The organism is Bacteroides nordii, from assembly GCF_019930665.1.
GTDB classification, from domain to species: domain Bacteria; phylum Bacteroidota; class Bacteroidia; order Bacteroidales; family Bacteroidaceae; genus Bacteroides; species Bacteroides nordii.
Genome location: NZ_CP082886.1, coordinates 908,853 through 933,196, shown reverse-complemented (window position 1 = coordinate 933,196; position 24,344 = coordinate 908,853). Strand labels below are relative to the sequence as shown.

10 protein-coding genes and 1 pseudogene are annotated in these 24,344 nt (G+C 42.0%); all 11 read left to right on the top strand.

The features are described 5' to 3' along the window. Nucleotides 1-127 precede the first annotated feature (127 nt). A pseudogene (locus K8P02_RS03550) lies at nt 128-4,096 on the top strand (hybrid sensor histidine kinase/response regulator transcription factor); the annotation flags it as partial. Nucleotides 4,097-4,485: 389 nt separating this feature from the next. Then, nucleotides 4,486-6,621: a surface glycan-binding family protein gene (locus K8P02_RS03545; RefSeq protein ID WP_025866936.1), complete on the top strand. Its 2,136-nt coding sequence runs from the start codon at nt 4,486-4,488 to the stop codon at nt 6,619-6,621. Between the two features lie 34 nt (nt 6,622-6,655). Beyond that, nucleotides 6,656-9,793 (top strand): SusC/RagA family TonB-linked outer membrane protein, encoded by a 3,138-nt coding sequence (locus tag K8P02_RS03540; protein ID WP_370787990.1) that lies wholly within the window; start codon nt 6,656-6,658, stop codon nt 9,791-9,793. Between the two features lie 13 nt (nt 9,794-9,806). Beyond that, the gene (locus K8P02_RS03535) at nt 9,807-11,459 is read left to right on the top strand and encodes a RagB/SusD family nutrient uptake outer membrane protein (RefSeq protein ID WP_025866937.1); all 1,653 of its coding nucleotides are present in this window, start codon (nt 9,807-9,809) and stop codon (nt 11,457-11,459) included. A gap of 197 nt (nt 11,460-11,656) precedes the next feature. Continuing rightward, on the top strand, nt 11,657-12,946 hold the full coding sequence (locus K8P02_RS03530) for a DUF4995 domain-containing protein (RefSeq protein WP_025866938.1): 1,290 nt from the start codon (nt 11,657-11,659) through the stop codon (nt 12,944-12,946). A 176-nt stretch (nt 12,947-13,122) separates the two neighbouring features. Continuing rightward, nucleotides 13,123-15,132, top strand: a complete 2,010-nt coding sequence (gene hepC / locus K8P02_RS03525) for a heparin-sulfate lyase HepC (RefSeq protein WP_044158070.1) — start codon at nt 13,123-13,125, stop codon at nt 15,130-15,132. Nucleotides 15,133-15,252: 120 nt separating this feature from the next. Next, a complete protein-coding gene (locus K8P02_RS03520) occupies nt 15,253-16,860 on the top strand; it encodes a sulfatase family protein (protein ID WP_025866940.1) in 1,608 nt (535 codons plus the stop codon). A gap of 164 nt (nt 16,861-17,024) precedes the next feature. Further along, nucleotides 17,025-18,653, top strand: coding sequence for a Tat pathway signal sequence (locus K8P02_RS03515; RefSeq protein WP_195349860.1), 1,629 nt, complete (start codon nt 17,025-17,027; stop codon nt 18,651-18,653). 542 nt (nt 18,654-19,195) lie between these two features. Further along, nucleotides 19,196-20,146: an ROK family protein gene (locus tag K8P02_RS03510; protein ID WP_195349861.1), complete on the top strand. Its 951-nt coding sequence runs from the start codon at nt 19,196-19,198 to the stop codon at nt 20,144-20,146. 28 nt (nt 20,147-20,174) lie between these two features. Beyond that, nucleotides 20,175-21,437 (top strand): sugar MFS transporter, encoded by a 1,263-nt coding sequence (locus K8P02_RS03505; RefSeq protein WP_182416618.1) that lies wholly within the window; start codon nt 20,175-20,177, stop codon nt 21,435-21,437. A gap of 86 nt (nt 21,438-21,523) precedes the next feature. Continuing rightward, nucleotides 21,524-24,166, top strand: a complete 2,643-nt coding sequence (locus tag K8P02_RS03500) for a DUF4962 domain-containing protein (RefSeq protein WP_025867732.1) — start codon at nt 21,524-21,526, stop codon at nt 24,164-24,166. Nucleotides 24,167-24,344 lie beyond the last annotated feature (178 nt).

Below are 24,344 nucleotides of genomic sequence, written 5' to 3'. Positions count from 1 at the left end.
TTTAAAATAATTAATGTAATTAATTGTATTTGAATATATCAGGATGAGTTTTATCAAACGTATTTATCTATTTATATTATTCTCTGCAATAGGAATAATGACACTTTCTGCTAATGATAACGGAAGCATCAAGTTTTCTCATATATCACTTAACAATGGATTGTCGCAAAGCACCGTCTTCTCTATTGCACAAGATAAAAGAGGAAATATGTGGTTTGCCACTTATGATGGAGTAAACAAATTCGATGGATATGATTTTACTATTTATCAGCATGACGCTTCTGATCCACACAGTATAGCCAATGATATAGCCCGTACTGTTATGACCGATAGTCAGGGACGCATATGGATAGGTACGCGAGACGGACTTTCATGGTACAATGAAGAAAAAGATTTATTCAGAAATTTCTTCTATAAGAAAAACGGAAAGAATACACAAGTAAACGGCATTGCGGAAATCAATCCGGAACAACTCCTCATCAGTTCGCAGGAAGGACTATTGCTATTTAACGTTAAAGACACCTGCTTCATAGATAATAAGCTGAGCACAGAGATGCATCAGCTGAAAGCCTCCACCATCAGCAGGCAAGGAGAAAATATATATATTGGTACAAACAATGGATTATTTGAGTATTCCATTGGTACAGGACGCTTAAGTACGGTAACCAATGCACTGGATAATAAGCAAATACAAGCTGTCTTGTTACAATCCCCTACCCGTTTATGGGTGGCAACCGAAGGCGCCGGGCTCTATTTGTTGAATCCCAAAACAGGAGAAGTAAAAAACTACCGCCATTCACCCGGAACGCCACAATGCATCAGTTCCAATTTTATCCGTTCACTTGCACTGGATTCACAAAACAGATTATGGATCGGTACATTCAATGACCTGAACATCTATCATGAAGGGCATGATTCTTTTGTGTCTTTCAGCAGTAACCCGGTAGAAGACGGTAGTTTGTCACAAAGTTCCGTACGTAGCATTTTTATGGACTCGCAAGGAGGTATGTGGCTAGGTACCTACTTCGGAGGACTCAATTATTATCACCCCCTAAAGAATCGCTTCCGTAACATCACACGAATTCCTTATCAGAATTCGCTGAACGATAATGTAGTAAGCTGCATAATTGAAGACAACGAACGCAATCTATGGATAGGAACCAATGACGGAGGACTTAACCTATACAACCCTAAAACAAAGCGTTTCTCTTACTACACTCTGCAAGAAGGTAATAAAGAAGGCATTGGTTCTAATAACGTAAAAGCAGTATATGTAGACGAGAAACAAGGGCGTGTATACATTGGTACACATGCCGGAGGACTAAGTGTGCTCCAACGTAATACAGGGCGCATCGAGCATTTCAATATGCAAAACAGCGAGTTGCTGGATGACAACGTATACGCTATATTACCGGATGGAGAACAGAATCTCTGGTTAGGGACCCTCCAGGCACTCATACGATTTAATCCGGAAAAACGTTCGTTTACCGTCATTGATAAAGAAAAAAACGGAAACGAAATTCCCAACCGCCGCATTACTACTCTTTTCCGCGACTCCCGACAACGTATTTGGGTAGGAGGTGAAGAAGGACTATGCATTTATAAAGTAGAAAACGGAGAAGTAGAATCCCTTCACCTCATTGAACCAACCTCTTCGTTGGCAGGAGCATTTATCAACTGCGTGTATGAAACACAAAATGATGTGTTCTGGATAGGAACACGTGAAGGAGTATACAGCTATAATGAAAAGAAAAATACAATAAAGCATTATACAACAGCCAACGGACTCCCCAATAATGTGCTCTATGGGATATTGGAGGACTCCTTCGGACGTCTGTGGATGAGCACTAACCGAGGATTGACTTGTTTCAATCCAGAAACAGAAAAATTCCGCAATTTCACGCAGACAGACGGAATACAAAGTAATCAGTTTAACTCGTCTTCTTATTGCCGTACTTCGACCGGACAGATGTACTTTGGAGGGATTGCCGGAATCACGACTTTCCGGCCGGAATTGCTGATAGACAATCCATATACTCCTCCGGTGGTTATTACAGGACTTCGCTTGTTCAATAAAATAGTGCGCCCGGATGATGAAACGGAAATACTGACACGCAACATCGCAGATACAGAAAGCATAACATTGAGTTCTCACCAGTCGGCTTTTTCACTGGATTTTGTAGTATCCAATTATATTTCGGGGCAACACAATACATTTGCCTACAAATTGGAAGGATATGATAAAGAATGGTATTACCTGACCGACAAACAACCTGTGTCCTATTCCAATCTGCCTCAAGGAACATACAACTTTCTCGTAAAGGCGGCTAATAGTGATGGAAAATGGAACGAAACGCCAACTCAGCTTGAAATCGTGGTACTTCCTATATGGTATAAAACGTGGTGGGCTATTCTTTTATTTGTTGCTACATTCACCGGATTCATTACGTTTGTATTCCGCTTCTTCCTGATGCGCAAAAGTATGGAAGCCAAATTGGTCATGGAACGAATGGACAAAGAGCATCAGGAGGAAATTAATCAGATGAAGATGCGCTTCTTTATCAATATATCTCATGAATTGCGTACTCCACTAACGTTAATAATGGCACCACTGCAAGAAATCATCAGTCGCATTAGTGACCGATGGACGCGTAACCAGTTAGATTATATACAGCGTAATGCCAACCGCCTGCTCTATCTGGTAAATCAATTAATGGATTACCGTAGAGCAGAATTGGGAGTGTTTGAGCTGAAAGCAAGAATGGGAAATGCACACCAACTAATAGAAGATAACTTCTTATTCTACGATAAGCTGGCTAAACAGAAAAAGATTCATTATACTTTGCATTCGGAAGTAGAAGAAAAAGAAATGCTCTTCGATACAAACTATCTTGAACTGATTGTAAATAATCTGCTTTCAAACGCCTTCAAATACACGCAGGAAGGACAAAGTATTACAGTAACACTGAAAAAGGAAAACGACTTTCTGTTATTGCAGGTTAGCGATACGGGAATAGGTATTCCTATCAATAAACAAGCTAAAATATTTGAGCGCTTCTATCAAATAGAAAGCGAACATATGGGGAGTGGTATCGGTCTTTCACTGGTACAAAGGCTGGTAGAACTACATCATGGGCATATAGAGCTGGAAAGTGAAGAAGGTAAAGGAAGTACATTCTCTGTTTACCTGCCACAGGATCCGGCAATATACAATCCGGCAGAATTAGCTTCAGATATGGAGGAAGAAGTCAAAGTGCACACTACCAATCCGAAAGATATGTACTTCATTGATACGGCAACCGTAGAAAAAGAAGTGGTGGAAACGGGTGACAAGAAACGAGGAACAATCTTAATTGTAGAAGATAATAAAGAAATCCTTCACTATCTGAATCAAGGGTTATCCGAACTGTTCAATACAATTGGAGCATATAATGGCGAAGAAGCTTTGGAAATACTGAAAGAAAAAGATGTAGACGTAGTAGTGACAGATGTTATGATGCCGGTAATGGATGGTATTAAACTGTGCAAAAGCATCAAACAAAATATACGAACCTGCCACATACCTGTAATCATACTATCAGCAAAAAGTGAAGTAAAAGATCAAATGGAAGGATTGCAGGTAGGTGCAGATGACTATATTCCGAAACCATTCTCACTGAGCATTGTGATGACAAAAATTCAGAATATGTTACGTACGCGACATAGAATGCTGGAACGTTATTCCAAATCATTGGAAGTAGAACCGGAAAAAATAACATTCAATGCTATGGATGAAGCATTGCTAAAACGTGCTGTGGCTATTGTAGAGAAGAATATGGATAACATTGAATTCTCTACCGATGAGTTTGCACGCGAAATGAATATGAGCCGTTCTAATTTACATCTGAAATTAAAAGCAATTACCGGAGAATCTACTATCGACTTCATACGGAAAATCCGTTTCAATGAAGCATGTAAACTATTAAAGGACGGAAGATATACAGTATCTGAAGTAAGCAGCATGGTAGGCTTTAATACCCCCTCCTATTTTGCTACAAGCTTCAAGAAATATTTCGGATGTTTGCCTACAGAATACATAAAGAAAAGAAAAGGATAATATTTATACTTCGTACCATATACTACATAATGACACTTCTTACCCCCTTCCAAAGGGGGTAATTCGACAAGACTAATATTTCACTGCACAAAACTAAAAGAAAAAAAGTCGTTTTTAAATAAAGCTGCTACAACCTGAATTATTCGGGAGTATGCGTTAATATACCTTTGCTACATAATAAAATTACATGTAGAATCTTTATTAACAAATTACCTGAATGAAACATCTTTTTCTTTTATCTAATGAACAATCTTCCGACATGAAAATGTTGGAAGCAACCTATCTTTCAGCTATTACTAACACGTTCAGCAGTCAAACACCAATACCTGTGGAACACATGTTAGACCTTAACTATCATTTTTAAACTAACTAAAAACGATCTAAAAACAATGAACTTTAAAAAGCTAACCTCAGGTTTCTTAGCAATCCTGACTGTTACGTCACTGATTCTGACCGGGACTTCTTGCTCGGACACAGAAACTACAGATTCGACTCCTTTTGCAATTTATTATTCGGGAATGACTGATATCGGCCCTTCAATGAATGCAAAAATAAGCGCCCCGACCTATATTGGTGCGACTCCGGCAGACTTTACAATTACTAAAATTATTCTTGAAAATGAAAGTGTAAACTCCGAAAGCTTCGTTATTGATGCTACAACCGGAGAAATAGAAATCAAGAATAGCGATAATCTGGCTGTCGGACTGTATCATCTTTCTATCTCCTGTGTATCCAACGGAAAGACATATCACTTTACAGATGCCGTATCTATCAATATGATGCGTCCTGTCCCGGAAGGTATCACAGTAGAGCCCAACCTGTTGACAATTGACTATGCTGACGTGAAGACTTCAGATGCCAAAGCACAAGTAAAAACGGAAGGTGAACATGTATCTATCAGCAAATACTCCATTGCAGAAAGTGGTTTCAAAGACTACTTCACTATTAACGCAAATGGTGAAGTCAGCATTAATAAGAACTATGAAGGCGATATTCTACCGGGCATCTATAAAGTAGCGTTAAAGCTACAGACAGAAGCCGGAGAAGGTATTTTTGCAGATGCTGTGACCTTTAACATCACTTCTAAACCATTAGCTCTGACCTATACTCCCAATAAAGGTAAAATGGAAGAAGCTACCGAAGGCCCTACTTCATACACCACCAATGTACCTACACTAAAAGGTTCATTGGAAGGCGTTGTTTATCGCATTGCCAATATAACTCCTGCCACTGATAAGATTAAAATTGATGCTTCAACAGGTGTCATTTCTGTAGCAGAAGGACATGGTTTCAAAGCAGACGAAACCTATGTTATAGATGTAAATGTAAAAAACATCTATAATACAACAGAAGAAGCAGATAAAGTATTCGAAGGTGTATTCACATTGGAAGTAGTTGGTTTTATTGCTCCGATTGAAAACTTTACCTATGAGAATGTAACAAAAACACAGGCAACCCCATTCACCATTGCACATACAGACGCATTCAAAGGTGACGAAGTAACCTTTGAATTAGGTGAACTGGCTGCTGAACTTCAGGGACAACTGAATATCGATGCGACAACAGGTACCATCACTGCAAAGAAAGGTAATACGATTCCTGTAGGTACCCATACAGTAGCTGTAAAAGCCAAAAACGTAAAAGGGGAACAGACCACTACCTTTACACTCGTTATTGAAAAGAATAAGAACTTCTTTACTACCATTACCTATGGTAATAATCTGGGATTACCCGAAGGCAATGCTTTCCAATACAGGTTCAACTCTGCCGAAGAGTTGGCTAAAACTGTCATCCCCGCACCGAAAACAGATATTCCGGAAGGTGTTACAGTAACTTGGAAAGTACAGAACAAACTCAACATGAGTAATGGTAAAGTAGGTAAAGACGGTGCATTGAATCTGGCAAATATTACATGGAAAGATGCAACGTGTGGCATGATTATGGTGACAGCTACAGCCGGTGAAGGTGACGAAGCCGTATCAGTAAGTGTACCTGTATTCTTCCATTTTGCAGCACCAGTAAAAGATGTAACTATCAATTATACTCCATTCGTACTTCAGGTAAACCCCAAAACAGGAGGACGCTCTGCAGCTCCGACTGTTACAGGAGCAGATAAAAGTAAAGTATTGATGGATTATCGACGTGACTTTAGTTATTACAACATCAACGGAAGCGAAAGTCACATCAGCGGAATGATGAAAAATGACGGTAAAACGGATGACTTCTTCATGAATCAGGTATGGCGTAACTTCTACACCGCAATCGGAGTAAAACCAAACTACGGTGCACGCAAACCAATGTCATATTATGATAACGCAGGTTCGGAAACGACCACACTTGCATATATAGACCCTGCAGACAAATCAGTAGTTATCAATCCGGGTAAATGGATGGGCGAAGATAAAGTGTATGCCAATGGTGTCATGAGCGGACAAATTACATTTGTAACCGATGGAGCCAGTGCAGGCTTAGGTAACGGTAATAAGATTTTTCCGATTCTTGTTTGGTTTGATGAGAAATTTTAATCTATATCTTATATTATAAATAATGAGTAATTCAATGATAAATAAAGCTATGAGCCAAAGAGGGTGGATGACCCTCTTAGCTCTGATTATGTCAATCAGCTTATATGCCCAGAATACAATTAAGGGAGTAATAGTTGACGAAACAGATTTCCCACTGATCGGAGCAACCGTAATGGTGAAAGGAACTTCCAATGGAGGAGTAACCGATCTGGATGGAAAATTTACAATTACCGCCAAAAAGGGAGATGTATTGTCAGTTTCTTATATTGGTTATAAGCCACAGGAAATAAAAATACAGGATCAGAAAACACTGAATATCAAAATGGTTCCAGACAATGCAATGCTGGATGAAGTGGTTGTAGTAGGTTATGGTTCAATGAAGCGTTCGGACCTGACCGGATCAGTATCATCGGTATCTGCCAAAAATGTTGAAGGTTTCAAGACCGGTTCGGTAATGGAAGCTTTAGGAGGACAGGTAGCCGGTGTACAAATCACACAAACAGACGGTACTCCCGGTTCTGGTTTTGATATCAAAGTACGCGGTATCGGCACAATGACAGGAGATGCTTCTCCACTGTACATTGTAGATGGTTTCCAGGTAGACAATATTAATTATCTCGCTAACTCGGATATTGAATCAATTGAAGTATTGAAAGATGCTTCCTCAGCTGCCATCTATGGAGCACGCGCAGCCAATGGTGTTGTAATGGTAACTACAAAATCAGGAAAAACCGGCCGTCCTGTAGTAAGTTATAACGGTTCTACAAGTTACCGTAAGATCTCCAAGATGCTGGATTTGCTGGATCCGTACGAATTTGTAAAATTACAGATGGAAGTTAATCCCAGTAAATATGCAAATACGTATTATAGAACCGGTGAAGATGACAATGGTGTTCCTTACAGATATCAGTCTATGAATGATTATATCGGTGTACAAGGTGTAGACTGGCAAAGTGAGACATTCCGCCCGACCTGGTCACAAGATCATAACCTGTCTGTAATGGGTGGTAATGACAATACGAAGTATACACTTTCATTCTCCCGTTACAATGAAAATGGTATATTCAACAATAGTGGATTTGATAAAACATCCGGTAAATTCCGTGTGAATCAGAAAGTAACTAAAAACGTATCTTTTGATGCTACCATCAACTATTCAAATACAAACAAGAAGGGTGCAGGCACATCCGGAGATTCCGGTCGTTTCAATATGTTAGCTCAAATTCTGAGTGCCCGTCCAACCGGTGGTCTTGCATTAACGAATGAAGAACTGTTGGCAGCTGCTATCGACCCATTGGAGTTGGAAAGTAGTGAAAGCCTCGCACAGGTAAATCCTATTATGCAGACCCAATCTGTTACGAATACAAAACGTTCTGAAATGTGGTCGGGTAACCTGTCTGTAACCTGGGAAATTATAAAAGGGTTAACATTCAAAACAGCCGGAACTTACAATACGACCAATACCCGTACGAACATTTTCTATAAGAATGGTTCGAAAGAAGCCTACCGTAACGGACAGAAACCTTATGGTCAGACTCAAATGGGACGTGACCTCCGTTGGACGAACTATAACAACCTTACCTGGAAACAGAAAATCAAAAAGCATTCTTATGACGTGATGTTAGGACAGGAAATCTCATTCAAAAGCTCTGAATACCTATTAGGACAGGCAAAAGACTTCCCTTTTGACAACATGGGTAATGACAACTTAGGTATCGGTGCAACGCCAAGTAAAGTAGCTACTTCATACAGCGACAAAACATTAGTATCATTTTTTGCCCGTGGTAACTATAGTTACAACAATCGTTATTTGTTGACTGCCACTGTACGTGCTGACGGTTCTACAGTATTCTCTAAAAAGCATAAATGGGGATATTTTCCCTCATTCTCTGCTGCATGGAGGGTGTCTGAAGAAAACTTCATGAAGAATCTGGAATTCATTTCAAATGCTAAAGTACGTTTTGGTTGGGGAACAGTAGGTAATGACCGCATATCCAACTACTTATCTATGGACTTATACGAACAGAGCAAATATGGTGTAGGCGGAAGTACAGTTACTGTATTAACTCCGAAACAACTGAAAAATGAAAATCTGAAATGGGAAGGTTCTACCACCATTAACTTAGGTTTTGACCTGGGCTTCTTTGACAATAGGCTGAACCTGACAGCTGATTTCTTTATCAAAAACACGAAAGATTTATTGCTGGCACAGAGTCTGGCACATGTCACCGGATTCTCTTCTCAATACCAAAACATTGGTAAGATTCAGAATCGTGGTATCGAACTTAGCCTGAACAGTACAAACATCCAGAATCGTAACTTTACCTGGCAAACAGATTTCAACATTTCATTCATTCGCAACGAATTGAAATCACTCCAGTCAGGAGTACAGTCTATGTATTCCCGTTCAGGGTTCAGCTCTGACTTTACAGACTATGATTACGTAGCTACCGTAGGTTCTTCTCTGGGATTAATTTATGGATATGAATTTGATGGTGTATATCAAAGCTCCGACTTTATTACTACTCCGAACGGTTCGCAGCAACTAAAACCGGGTGTAACACGTAATGATCGCTATACTACCGGTCCTTTGGCTCCGGGGGTTGTGAAATATAAAGATCAGGATGGTGACGGTGTAATCACCACTAACGACCGTACGGTAATTGGTAATGCTATTCCCAAATGGTATGGTGGTTTCACTAATACATTTAACTATAAGGGCATCGATCTGAGTGTCATGTTCCAATTCAATTATGGTAACGATGTATACAATGCAACCCGCCTTTATGCCACCCAGACTCAGAACGAACGTACCAATCAGCTGGCAGAGGTTGCAGACCGCTGGACTCCGACCAATGCATCCAACAGAGTACCTTCGGCCAAAGGATACGTAAAAAATGAACTATATTCACGTTTCATTGAAGACGGTTCATTCCTGCGTTTGAAGAACGTGACACTGGGTTACACACTTCCTGTCAACTGGACAAAGAAAGCATATATTTCTAAATTACGCGTATATGCTTCAGGCCAGAACCTCTTCTGTATTTCGGGTTATAGCGGCTATGACCCTGAGGTAAGTACAGCAAGCAGCAGCCCGATGACTCCCGGACTTGACTGGGGTGCATATCCAAAGAGTAGAGTAATTACATTCGGACTTGATATTCAATTCTAATCAAATGACAACAATGAAAAAGATATCCTATTATATATTCGCGGCATTAATGTGTGCCACTTCCCTCTCCTCTTGCTCAGACATGCTTGAGGAAGAGTCAGCTGTAGAAGTTGATAAATCGAAGTACATGAACAATGCTTCAGAAGCAGAAACCGTGTTATTAGGTGTTTATCGTAATATGGTGACTGATGCACTGTACAGCTATAATCTATCTATACTGTTCAATATCACCAATGACATTGCACAATGTGAAGGTAACTCGACAAATGCATTCCGTGAAATCCCGGCCAATGCCTTCACCACAAGTAACTCCAGTGTTCAGTCTACCTGGTCTACATTGTACAACTCCATCTACAATGCCAATGATTTTATTGAAACACTGGAGAGTAAAGTAGGTAACTACACAGAAGGTGACAAGAAGCTGGCAAACATCTATATGGCAGAAGCAAGAGCTTTGCGTGGTTTATATTACTTCGAATTAGTTCGCTGGTATGGTAATATCGCACTCATGAAAAACACCCAGATGTCCAATCAGCATCCGTCTACTTTTGTACAGGCAGATCCGGCTGAGGTATACCGTTTTATTGAAGATGATCTGAAATTTGCAGCAGATAACCTGCCATATTCAACCGAGGACGATGTACGCAAAGAGAGCAGCTTCCGCATGTCAAAAGGTGCTGCCTTAGGATTGTTGGCTAAAGTATATGCTACATGGGCAGGATACCCTGTACATGACACCTCTAAATGGGAACAGGCTGCACTGACTGCCCAGACACTTATTGAATCGAAAAAGCACAGCTTACTACAGAATTATGAACAACTATGGAAAAACACCTGCAACGGTGTGTGGGCCCCTGAAGAGAGCTTAATTGAAGTAAGTTTCTATGCCCCTACCGTAACAGGAACAAACAGCGAGGACCCTGTAGGACGTATCGGTAAGTGGAACGGCGTGATTGCAAACGAAATCCCAGGTGTACGCGGACGTAATGCTGGTAATGTGAAAGTTCTCTATACTTTCTACCGTGACTGGGAAAATAAAGAAAACGATTTGCGTTGTAATCTCTCTATCGCCGATTATAAATATGTAGGTACTGTAAAAACTCCATATTCAACCAAAGGACCGGACGAAGACCAAAAGAACTGGCAACTTCTTACTCCGGCTAAGTGGGATACAGAAAAGTATGTAAGCAAAAGTAATGTACTGATCAATGGTGAACGTTCCAACATAAATTGGTACATTCTGCGCTACTCAGATGTATTATTATTGTATGCAGAAGCCTTGAACGAATGGAAAGAATCCCCCAATGACGATGCTTATAATGCGGTAAATATGGTACGCCGCCGCGGATTCGGACTTCCGGTAGACGCAGCAAATGAAATTGCAGACCTGCCTGCCGGACTCGATTATCAAGGTTTCCAGAAAGCCATCCGCAAAGAACGTGCATACGAGCTTGCTTTTGAAGGACATCGCCGCCAAGATCTTGTACGCTGGGGAATCTATGCAGAAGCAATTGATGAAACAGATACAAAACTGAGAAGATGGTTCCCGAATGCAAATTACATAGCATACGATTTTACAAAGAAGGGTAAACACGAACTGTTTCCCATCCCGCAAAGAGACAAAGATCTTATGATACAGTTCAAACAAAACCCGGGTTGGAATTAATTCTGGATTTCTATAAAAACAAAGCAAGAGGGTGCTACAGAGTACCCTCTTACATAATATTAATAGCAAATTCAACAAAAGTAATACTATAGTGGACTTATTCCAATTCCTTTTCAACATTCGTACAATAAAAATACATCTTGATTGAGTACATTTGCAATATAACAAAATCACATTTAACAACTGCTTATTAAAAAATGAATAACATGAAAAAGAACCTTGTGCTCTTTGCTTCGCTTGCGGTCGTTGCTCTGTCATCGTGCAACACTACTCCAAAGGAAGACTACAGCTGGATTAAAAAAGGCATTGATGTAGCTTCTGCACAGCTCAAACTTACAGCTGAAGAAATTGCCGACTCAACAAAAATGCCACGTTCCATCTGGACCGGCTATGACATGAATTTCCTTTGTCAGCAATTAGAACGAGATTCACTTACTTTTAAGGATTCACTTCGCACCCATCCTCAGGCATATAAGTTAGGGAAACGCCGTCTTTGCGGACTACTTGACTGGACAAGCGGATTCTTTCCCGGAACGTTATGGTATACTTACGAGCTGACAGGTGATAATGCATTAAAAACACAAGCTGTTAAATATACAAATATGCTGAATCCGGTACGCTACTATACGGGTACACACGATCTTGGTTTTATGATAAATTGTAGCTATGGCAACGCAAAACGTTTATCACCCAATGATACCATCTCCGCTGTAATGGTAGAAACAGCAGAAAATCTTTGTTCACGTTTTAATGAGCCAATTGGTGCAATCCGTTCATGGGACTTCGGAACATGGAACTTCCCGGTTATCATTGACAACATGATGAATCTCGACCTGTTATTTACAGCCAGCAAAATGACAGGTAATCCCAAATACAAAGACATTGCTATCAAACACGCACAAACTACCATGAAGCACCACTTCCGTCCGGACTATACCTGCTGGCACGTAATCAGCTACAACAATGATGGTACAGTGGAACGCAGACAGACTCATCAAGGCAAAAACGATGACTCTTCATGGGCACGCGGACAAGCATGGGCGGTATACGGATACGTATCCTGCTATCGTGAAACAGGCGACAAAGAATACTTGGATTTTGCTACTAAAATTGCCGATATGATCATGGCACGGGTAAAAACAGATGATGCTATACCTTTGTGGGATTATGATGCACCCGAGGGTGAAGGAACTCCGCGAGATGCTTCAGCAGCTTCTGTTACAGCTTCCGCCCTCATTGAAATGAGTACAATGGTTCCGGATGGAAAGAAATACCTGGATTATGCAGAAAAAATTCTGAAGAGCCTCTCAAGCGATGCTTATCTGGCCAAAGCAGGTGATAACCAGGGATTCATTCTGATGCACTCTACCGGTTCACTACCCAATGGCTCGGAAATCGATACTCCACTGAATTACGCAGACTATTACTACATGGAAGCTTTAAAACGCTTTATGGACTTGAAGGGAATAGAATATAAGAAGCTGTAATAAGGTTATAGAGCTATAAAGTTATAGGGTTATAAAGTTATATTTTGTGAGCTTGATAACCAAATCCTATAACATCATAACCCGATAACTTTATAACATTACAACTCCAATAACATCATAACTCTATGACCCGATAACTTTATAACATTATAACCCTATAACATTAAAAAACTATCATGTTAAACAAAACATTTAAATTAATCACTCTGCTTGTTATTGCATGTTTTGCAAGCCAAGCAGGTGCTCAGGAATTGAAAAGCGAAGTATTCTCGCTCCTCAACCTGGATTATCCGGGACTTGAGAAAGTGAAAGCTCTCCACGAAGAGGGTAAGGATGAGGATGCCGCCAAAGCATTACTCGACTACTATCGGGCACGGACTAATGTGAAGAGTCCGGATATCGATCTGCAAAACCTTAAAATCAGCAAGCAGGAACAGAAATGGGCCGACGATGGTTTAGAGCACACTTTCTTTGTACATAAAGGTTATCAGCCTTCTTACAACTACGGTAAAGACATTAACTGGCAATACTGGCCGGTGAAAGACAATGAATTGCGTTGGCAGTTACACCGTCACAAATGGTTCACTCCGATGGGAAAGGCTTACCGCATCTCCGGTGACGAAAAGTATGCAAAGGAATGGGCTTTTCAGTATATCGACTGGATCAAGAAGAATCCTCTGACAAAAATGGAAAAAGAGCACTACGAACTTGTCAGTGCAGGCGAAGTGAAAGGAAATGCAGAAAACGTACGCTTTGCATGGCGTCCACTGGAAGTTAGTAACCGTCTGCAAGACCAGACAAGCCAGTTCCTGTTATTCCTCCCCTCTTCATCCTTTACTCCGGATTTCCTGACAGAATTCCTTGTAAATTACCACAAACATGCTGTACACATCCTAAACAACTATTCGGACCAGGGCAACCACTTATTGTTCGAGGCACAACGTATGATCTATGCAGGAGCTTTCTTTCCCGAATTCAAAGAAGCGGCAGCATGGAGAAAGAGCGGCATCGATATCCTGAATCGCGAAATTCATGTACAGGTATACGAAGACGGCGGACAGTTTGAACTCGACCCGCATTATCACCTGGCAGCTATTAATATCTTCTGTAAGGCATTGCGCATGGCAGATGTTAATGGGTTCCGTAATGAATTCCCACAAGGTTATCTGGATACCATCGAATCAATGATTACTTTCTATAGTAATATCTGTTTCCCTGATTACTCTAATCCTTGCTTCAGCGACGCTAAATTAGGTGACAAACCAGCTGAAATCAACAACTACAAAGACTGGGTAAAAATCTTCCCGAAAAATGAGCAGATACTTTGGTTTGCTACAGAAGGTAAAAAAGGAAAGAAACCGGAGAACTTATCTAAAGGTTTTCTGAAATCAGGCTTCTTTACTTTCCGCAATTCATGGAATACAGACGCTACAGTAATGGTAGTGAAAGCCGGCCCCAAAGCATTCTGGCATTGCCAACCGGATAATGGCACATTTGAACTTTGGTTTAATGGCAAAAACCTCTTCCCAGACAGTGGTGCATACGTATACGCCGGCGAAGGTGAAGTGATGAAATTACGTAACTGGTTCCGCCAAACGATGGTTCACAATACGTTGACACTTGATAACAAAACATTAGAGACCACAGAGTCTGTAACCAAACTTTGGCAACCGGAAGGTGACGTACAAATATTAGTAACTGAAAACTCCAGCTACAAAGATTTGAAACACCGTCGTTCTGTATTCTTCGTTGAAAATAAATATTTTGTGATTGTAGACGAAGCTGTAGGTGCTGCCAAAGGTAAAGTAAATCTGCACTACCAACTGTGTGAAGGTAAAGTGAACATTGATCCGAAAACAATGACAATTACTTCTGACTTTGGAGGTAACAGTAATGTGAAACTACAATGCTTTGCTCCGAAAGGTACAACATTGGAAACAGAAGAAGGATGGCGCTCTACTGCCTATCGCAAACGCGTTGAACGTACTGCCGTAGCCTTCAATGTAGGCAAAGATAAAGAAGAGGCCGTACGTTATATCACGATTATCTACCCGACTGAGGACAGTGCCAAAGCCCCCAAATTGTCGGCAAGTTTCAAAAATAAGAAGTTTGACGAAAATGCACTGGAAGTAGAAGTGAAAATCGATGGTAAGAAACAGTCATTGAAATATAAAATCAGCGATTAGTGATAAGTAGTTAGTGATAAGTGATTAACCGGCTGCACTATATACCGCATGGTGTTAATCACTTATCACTAATCACTCATCACTGATCACCCATCACTAACCACTAAATAACTGGTCATTATGAAAAGCAAATCCTCTCAACTCATCCTTCCACTTGCCGCACTGAGTCTTGCCTCATGCGCAGAAAAAAAGGAAGAACCCAAGCGCCCTAACATCATTTTCATGATGACGGACGACCATACCACACAAGCCATGTCATGCTATGGTGGTAATCTTATTCAAACTCCGAATATGGACCGCATTGCCAATGAAGGTATCCGCTTCGATAACTGCTATGCAGTCAATGCACTCTCCGGTCCGTCCCGTGCCTGTATCCTGACAGGTAAATTCAGCCATGAGAACGGCTTTACTGACAATGCAAGTACTTTTAACGGCGATCAGCAGACTTTCCCCAAACTACTGCAACAAGCCGGATATCAAACTGCCATGATCGGCAAATGGCATCTTATCACCGAACCACAAGGCTTCGACTTCTGGAGCATTCTGAGCGGACAACATGAACAGGGTGATTATTACGACCCAGATTTTCTTGAAATGGGTAAACCTGTTGTCGAGAAAGGATATGCCACAGATATTATCACAGACAAAGCAATCAACTTTCTTGAACACCGCGATAAATCAAAACCTTTCTGCATGATGTATCATCAGAAAGCACCTCATCGCAACTGGATGCCTGCTCCCCGGCATCTGGGTATATTCAATAATACAATATTCCCTGAACCCGCCAACCTTTTCGATGATTACGAAGGACGTGGGCGTGCAGCACGTGAACAGGATATGTCTATCGAACATACATTAACGAACGATTGGGACTTGAAGTTACTCACACGTGCCGAAATGCTAAAAGATACTACCAATCGCCTGTACAGCGTCTACAAACGCATGCCGGCAGAAGTGCAGGACAAATGGGATTCAGTCTATGCACAACGTATTGCCGAGTATCATAAAGGAAACTTAAAAGGAAAGGCACTTATCAGCTGGAAATATCAGCAATACATGCGCGATTATCTGGCAACAGTACTTGCAGTAGATGAGAATATCGGACGCTTGATGAACTATCTGGAAGAGATTGGAGAACTGGATAACACAATCATCGTCTATACGTCGGATCAGGGTTTCTTCCTGGGTGAACATGGTTGGTTTGACAAACGCTTTATGTATGAAGAGTGTCAACGTATGCCACTGATAATCCGTTTCCCAAAAGGTATCAAGGCAGGAAGCACAAGTAGTGCAATCAGCATGAATGTAGACTTTGCTCCTACTTTCCTTGATTATGCAGGCGCAGATATCCCTTCGGATATACAAGGTAAATCTCTGAAGCCGATCATGGATAATGCAGGCAAAGCTCCGCTAGACTGGCGTCAGGCTGCTTATTATCACTATTATGAATATCCGGCAGAGCACTCTGTGAAGCGTCACTATGGTATTCGCACGCAGGATTTCAAACTCATTCATTTCTACAATGACATCAACGAATGGGAAATGTACGATATGAAAGCAGACCCGCGTGAAATGAATAACGTATTTAATAAACCGGAGTATGCAGAGAAGCAAAAAGAACTCATGCAGCTGTTGGAAGATACACAGAAACAATATAATGATACTGATCCGGAAGAGAAGGTAAAAGAACTATTCAAAGGAGACAGACGAATGATGCACAACAGGTGAAAAGATTAGACGATTGGACAATTGACGATTTACGATTGATATTTCCTCTTTCAGAAGAATAATCCTAATTGTAAATTGTCTAATCGTAAATCTCTCCACTGCCTTATATATAAACAAAGTAATTTCAATCGTAATTTGTAAATCGTCTAATCGTAAATATTATTATGGACAGAAGAAGTTTTCTTAAAAACACAGGTTGGTCCTTCCTGGGACTGGCCGCATCCGGTAGCCTGCTCGGTGCTTGTGCAGCGGGTAGCAAAGATGCTAAAAAAATCATGCCATCAGCAAGTGACCTTAAAATGTACTGGGGTGACTTACATAATCACTGTAACATCACTTACGGACATGGTGATATGCGCGATGCTTTTGAAGCAGCAAGAGAACAACTGGACTTTGTATCAGTGACTCCACATGCCATGTGGCCGGACATTCCCGGAGCTGATGATCCTCGTCTGAAATGGGTGATAGACTACCACACAGGTGCTTTCAAACGTCTGCGTGAAGGCAACTATGACAAATACATCGCTATGACGAAAGAGTATAATAAGGAAGGAGAATTCCTTACTTTTACGGGATACGAATGCCATAGCATGGCACACGGTGACCACGTGGCACTGTGGCATGACATTGATGTACCACTCGTAGAATGTACCTCTGTACAGGAATGGAAAGAGAAGCTAAAAAACGAGAAGGTATTTATCACCCCACACCATATGGGTTATCAGGGTGGATACCGCGGATACAACTGGGATTGTTTCACAGAAGGAGATCAGACTCCATTCGTTGAAATGTATTCTCGTCACGGACTGGCAGAAAGTGATCAGGGAGATTATAACTATCTGCATGATATGGGACCACGCCAGTGGGAAGGAACCGTGCAATACGGATTGGATCGTGGCAATAAGTTTGGTATCATGTGCTCAACAGACCAACATTCGGGTTATCCGGGTAGCTATGGCGACGGACGTATCGGTGTACTGGCTCCTTCACTGACTCGGGATGCCATTTGGGATGCTCTGAAAAACCGTCATGTATGTGGTGCGACTGGTGACAAAATTAAGATTGACTTCCGTCTGAATGACGCATTCATGGGAGACGTGGTACGTGGCAACAGCCGTCGCATCTATGTTAACGTAGAAGGTGAAAGCTGCATCGACTATGTAGATATCGTGAAAAACGGACAATGCATTGCCCGCTTGAATGGCCCATTGACTCCGATAATGCCCGAAGGTGACACTGTACACTGTAAAGTGAAAGTAGACTTTGGCTGGAATCGTGAAGAGAAATACGTGCACTGGTTAGGTAAACTCGCAGTAGATAAAGGACGTATCGTGAGCGTAACCCCCTGTTTCCGTGGCGCTGCATTTACTTCTCCGCAAGAGGGTGAAACAGAATTCCATACACATGTAAATCGTATCCTTTCTACCAATGAGAAGGAAACGGAACTCGATATGTACTCCAGTAAAAATCCGAACGTAACTACTCCCGCAATGCAGGCTGTCATCCTTGAACTGGAAATGCCTAAAGACGGAGTTCTGACAGCAGAGTTTAACGGCAAGAAGTTTGAGCATACTTTAGGCGAATTGCTCGAAGGTTCACGCTCTCACTTTATGATAGGCTGGTTGAGTGAAGCCATTCTTTTCAATCGCGCAATGCCCGAAAGCTGCTATACAGTAGAGCACTTTATGGAAGATAAAGAACCGCAAAAGGATACGGATTATTACTATGTCCGGGTTCGTCAACGCGATCAGCAGTGGGCATGGAGTTCACCGATCTGGGCGGAGAGAGTTTAAATTGTATAATGTACTTTTCTTTCGCCTTGATGCGAAAGAAAAGATACCAAAAGAAAGAATCAAGGCTGCATTTTTTCTCCTACTCACTTCCTTCGTTCCGCTAAAGGGGCTCGAACTCGCTTCGCTCAGACAATCGCCCCTTTTTGACGCTTCACTGCGGGCGTTCGCTTGACGGAGAAAAAATGAGGCCGGAGGCCGTTCATCAACCGATACAACGGTTAAGGCAGGGATAGAGATACGTGATATAAAAGGAAACATATTACAATATAATTAATGTAATATAGCATACTTCTTTTGTTACAACAAGCATTGTATGCTATCATCCGAATGGTTCCCCCGGCCTCATTTCCGCAGCGTCAAACGGAACGGAGGTGAAAAGCGTCAGAAGGGGCGATTGTCTGAGCGAAGCGAGTTCGAGCCCCTTTAGCTTTTCGCCGCAGTGCAGTAGCGGAGGAGATGCAGCCTTGATCTTTTCTTTTGGTATCTTTTCTATTGCATCAAGGCAAAAGAAAAGTACATCACAATCCAAAAAATAACATATTATGAATAACAACCTATATGCTATCGGCATTGATTTGGGCGGCACCTCCATCAAATACGCCCTCATCAGTAATGAAGGAGAATTCCTGTTTCAGGGAAAACTACCCTCTTTGGCTGATATCTCGGCAGAAGCCGTAATAGAACAATTGATAAAAGCGATCAATGAAGTAAAAGCTTTCGCCACTGAACAAAGATACAATATCGAAGGTATCGGTATCGGTACACCAGGAATTGTAGACGAAACCAACCGCATAGTTCTCGGAGGAGCCGAAAACATCAAGGGATGGGAAAAGCTCCACTTAGCGGATATAATTGAAAAAGCTACCGGACTCCCTACTTTACTTGGCAATGACGCTAATCTGATGGGATTGGGAGAAACGATGTACGGAGCAGGACAAGGAGCAACACATGTTGTGTTTCTGACTGTCGGTACAGGAATCGGAGGAGCTGTTGTGATTGACGGCAAACTATTCAACGGCTTTGCCAACCGGGGGACGGAACTGGGACATGTACCCCTCATTGCCAATGGAGAGGCTTGTGCTTGTGGTTCGGTAGGCTGTCTGGAACATTACGCTTCCACATCGGCACTGGTACGCCGTTTCACACAACGCAGTGCAGAAGCAGGCATACAATATCCGGGAAAGGAGATCAATGGTGAGCTTATTGTCCACCTCTACAAAGAGGGAAATAAACTTGCTACGGAATGTTTAGAAGAACATTGTGACTACTTAGGACATGGTATTGCCGGATTTATTAATATCTTTAGCCCGCAACGCATTGTTATTGGAGGCGGACTGTCCGAAGCTGGAAACTTCTATATAGAGAAGATCAGCCGGCAAGCACATCGTTATGCTATCCCCGATTGTGCGGTCAACACTGAAATCATTGCAGCTCGCTTAGGTAATAAAGCCGGAAGTATAGGAGCAGCAGGCTTAATATTTAATCGACGATAGTACAAAAGAAATCTGAAACACTATTATTATGAAAAGAAACTTTGGAATGCTGGCGCTCATTATGGCGTTTTGGTTCACTATATCTTTTATTACCAATATTCTGGGGCCGCTGATACCGGATATCATCCACAACTTCAATCTGAGCGACCTGGCAATGGCGGGATTCATTCCGACTTCTTTTTTCCTGGCATATGCCATCATGTCTATCCCTGCCGGATTGCTGATTGACCGTTACGGAGAGAAACCGGTACTTTTCTGTGGTTTTTTAATGCCGTTTATTGGTACCATTCTTTTCGCTTGTCTTCATACCTATCCCATGTTATTAGCCTCATCCTTTATTATCGGGTTAGGTATGGCGATGTTACAAACAGTACTGAATCCATTGCAACGTACTGTAGGAGGTGAAGAGAACTATGCTTTTGTTGCCGAACTGGCACAATTCATGTTTGGTATTGCTTCATTCCTCAGTCCATTGGTTTATACCTATCTGATACGGGAACTGAACGCTGACACCTACGTTGCCGGACATAATTTCCTACTCGATCTGCTGGCAGATGTTACTCCGAGAGAAATGCCCTGGGTATCTCTCTATTGGGTCTTTTCCGCACTATTGCTGATTATGCTGATTGCAGTCGGCATCTCACGCTTCCCGAAAATCACTCTACAGGAAGAGGAAAAAAGCGGTACCACCAGTTCCTATTTAGAGTTATTCAAACAGAAGTATGTATGGTTGTTCTTCCTGGGCATCTTCTGCTATGTAAGTACCGAGCAGGGAACTTCCATCTTCATGAGCACCTTCCTTGAGCAATACCATGATGTCAATCCACAGACAGAAGGTGCACAGGCCGTCAGTTATTTCTGGGGACTGATGACGGCAGGTTGCATCGTCGGTATGTTCCTGCTGAAACTGATGGATAGTAAACGGTTGTTGCAAATCTCAGGATTCCTGACTATGATATTGTTACTGACCGCTCTATTTGGCACGCGTGAAATGTCGCTGATTGCTTTCCCGGCTATCGGATTCAGTATATCGATGATGTTTAGTATCATCTTCTCTTTAGCTTTAAACTCAGCACGGAAACATCACGGTTCGTTTGCCGGGATTCTTTGTTCGGCGATTGCAGGTGGTGCAGGTGGTCCAATGATTGTCAGTACACTGGCAGATGCCACTTCACTGCGCACAGGTATGCTGAGTATTCTGATATTCGTGGGATATATAACCTTTATAGGCTTCTGGGCACACCCGCTTATCAACAATAAAACGGTGAAATTAAAAGAACTTTTTAAATAATGTGATAATATGCCAATGTGCCAATTGGCTGCGCGACGTTTACTCACCGCATGGTAATTGGCATATTATTATTAATTAGTCTTTAAATCATGAAACGAATCACTTACTATTTCCTCTTTGCCGCCCTCCTGTCTTCTACTTCAGTAGGAGCGCAGAACAGCATCATGCATCTGACACAATCTACACTTATGCATGAAGTACGCGAAACTCCCTCCCCACTCGACGGACAACACATTACAATGAACCCGCCACGCTTCATGTGGCCGGATAAATTCCCTCACCTCGGCGCTGTACTCGATGGCGTGGAAGGTGAAGAGCAGAAACCACACGTAACTTATCGCATACGTATCGCCCGCGACAAAGACTTCCGGCAAGGAGTCATTACCGCTGAACGTGACTGGGCTTTCTTCAATCCGTTCCAACTCTTTGAGAAAGGTACTTATTACTGGCAACATGCTTATGTAGACAAGAACGGTAAAGAAGAGTGGTCGCCTGTTTATCATTTCTATATAGATGAGAATACGCGTACTTTCAATCCACCTTCATTGCAAGAGTTACTCACCAAACTTCCTGCAGAACACCCTCGTATTCTTCTCGACTTTAAAGAATGGAACGACATTATCGCCCGAAATCAGAATAATCCGGAAGCGCAGTCTTACATCACCAAAGCCGACAAATGTATCATGCACCCACTGAAACACCTGGCAGAAGAAATTGATACCAGCGCAGTGGTGAAACTAACGAACATCGTACAGTACAAATCCGCCCTTATCCGCGAAAGCCGAAAGATTGTAGATCGCGAAGAGAAAAATATAGAAGGCATGATACGTGCTTATCTACTGACTAAAAACGAGGTATATTATCGTGAAGCAATGAAGCGTCTTACCGAAATCCTCTCCTGGAAAGACAGTAAATATTTTGCCGGTGACTTTAACCTCGGTACAATTCTCTCCATGAGCACTTCGACTTACGACGCCTTCTACCACCTGCTTACCCCTACTGAGAAAACTCTTTTACTGGGTAGTATCCGGGAGAATGGAAGCAAGTTTTTCGAAGAATACGTCAACCATCTTGAGAACCGTATTGCCGATAATCACGTTTGGCAAATGACTTTCCGTATCCTTACAATGGCTGCATTCGCTACTTACGGCGAACTCCCCGAAGCCTCTACCTGGGTAGATTATTGCTATAACGAATGGGTATCACGCCTGCCGGGACTTAATGCAGACGGAGGATGGCATAACGGAGACTCCTATTTTCACGTGAACATCCGTACACTGATTGAAGTACCCGCTTTCTTCTCACGTGTCACCGGATTCGATTTCTTTGCTGATCCATGGTACAACAAGAATGCATTGTACGTTATCTATCAGCAACCTCCTTTCTCTAAAGCTGCCGGACAGGGAAATTCTCACGAAAATCAAAAGACTCCCAGCGGAGCACGTGTAGGTTATGCCGATGCATTGGCACGTCAATGCAATAATCCGTGGGCGGCTGCTTACGTACGATCTATAAAAGAACGCCAACCGGACATCTTCCAAAGTTCTTTTGAAGCAAAACCTGCTGACCTTACCTGGTATCGTTGTATCACTAAAAAGCCTTTCCCGGCTGAAGATGCTTTCCCCATTGGTAAACGTACCCTCGATGATATGCCACAGACACACGTTTTCAATGAAACAGGATTAGGGAATATGAATACTTCTCTGGGAGAACCGGAGAAGAATGCCATGCTCTCCTTCCGCAGTAGTTCTTACGGAAGTACCTCACATGCACTTGCCAATCAAAATGCATTCAATACATTCTACGGTGGTAAAGAGATTTTCTATAGCAGCGGTCACCGTACAGGTTTCACTGACGATCATTGCATGTATTCTTACCGTAACACCCGTGCCCACAATTCTATCCTCGTGAATGGTATGGGACAGAAAATTGGTACAGAGGGGTATGGTTGGATACCGCGTTGGTATGAAGGAGAAAAACTCTCTTATTTTGTAGGCGACGCTTCAAATGCTTATGGCAAAGTAACCTCCCCTCTCTGGCTCGAACGTGCGCGCCTCAGTGGAACAAAGTTTACTCCGGAGAATGGTTGGGATGAGAATAAATTGAATATGTTCCGCCGCCACGTTATCCAACTGGGTAAAACAGGGGTCTACGTCATTTATGATGAGCTGGAAGGAAAAGAACCTGTAACCTGGAGTTATCTGTTGCATACCACCTCATTCCCAATGGACGTAAAACGTCAGTCACCTGATGCTATTACCGTTACAGGACGCAATGCGGTTGACGGTGTATCGGTTGCTCATCTGTTCTGTTCTGCTCCTGTACAAGAGGCTTTGACAGATACTTTCTTCTGCCCGCCTACCAACTGGAAAAATGTGACGGACAAAAATGGAAAAACCGTGAAGTATCCCAATCACTGGCACTTCTCGGCTACAACACCACAAACAACTACCGCTCGCTTTTTGACTATCATCGATACACATGGTAAAGACCGGACAGATATCAAAGTAGTCCGTAAAGGCGACACCTGGCAGGTAGGTGACTGGATTATCCGATGTAACCTTACCCCGACAGGTAAGGCCGCTATCAGCATAAGCAACAAGACAGAGAAAGCATCTCTGATTTATGACGCTGCCAAAAACGAAGGTGCCACACTCATAAATGAACAAACAGACGGAAAGAAAATCGAAAAGAAACTGGTAGACTATCTGCCCGATTTCGAAATATAATACTTCCCGGTGCTTCCCGCACAGGGAAGTGCAACAAGTGATTATGAGGCTGAAACGCATATTAACGCAAATTTCCGCAAAGAAGAACAAGTATAAGACTAAAATAACGGTCTTTATAATCTGCAGAAATTTGCGTTAATATGCGTTTCATCAGATGTAATAATTGTTATCTTTGCAT

Bases quoted from the DNA above. Each gene is read 5' to 3' on its own strand.
- K8P02_RS03545 (WP_025866936.1), top strand. From the start codon at position 4,486: ATGAACTTTAAAAAGCTAACCTCAGGTTTCTTAGCAATCCTGACTGTT.
- K8P02_RS03540 (WP_370787990.1), top strand. From the start codon at position 6,656: ATGATAAATAAAGCTATGAGCCAAAGAGGGTGGATGACCCTCTTAGCT.
- K8P02_RS03535 (WP_025866937.1), top strand. From the start codon at position 9,807: ATGAAAAAGATATCCTATTATATATTCGCGGCATTAATGTGTGCCACT.
- K8P02_RS03530 (WP_025866938.1), top strand. From the start codon at position 11,657: ATGAATAACATGAAAAAGAACCTTGTGCTCTTTGCTTCGCTTGCGGTC.
- hepC (WP_044158070.1), top strand. From the start codon at position 13,123: ATGTTAAACAAAACATTTAAATTAATCACTCTGCTTGTTATTGCATGT.
- K8P02_RS03520 (WP_025866940.1), top strand. From the start codon at position 15,253: ATGAAAAGCAAATCCTCTCAACTCATCCTTCCACTTGCCGCACTGAGT.
- K8P02_RS03515 (WP_195349860.1), top strand. From the start codon at position 17,025: ATGGACAGAAGAAGTTTTCTTAAAAACACAGGTTGGTCCTTCCTGGGA.
- K8P02_RS03510 (WP_195349861.1), top strand. From the start codon at position 19,196: ATGAATAACAACCTATATGCTATCGGCATTGATTTGGGCGGCACCTCC.
- K8P02_RS03505 (WP_182416618.1), top strand. From the start codon at position 20,175: ATGAAAAGAAACTTTGGAATGCTGGCGCTCATTATGGCGTTTTGGTTC.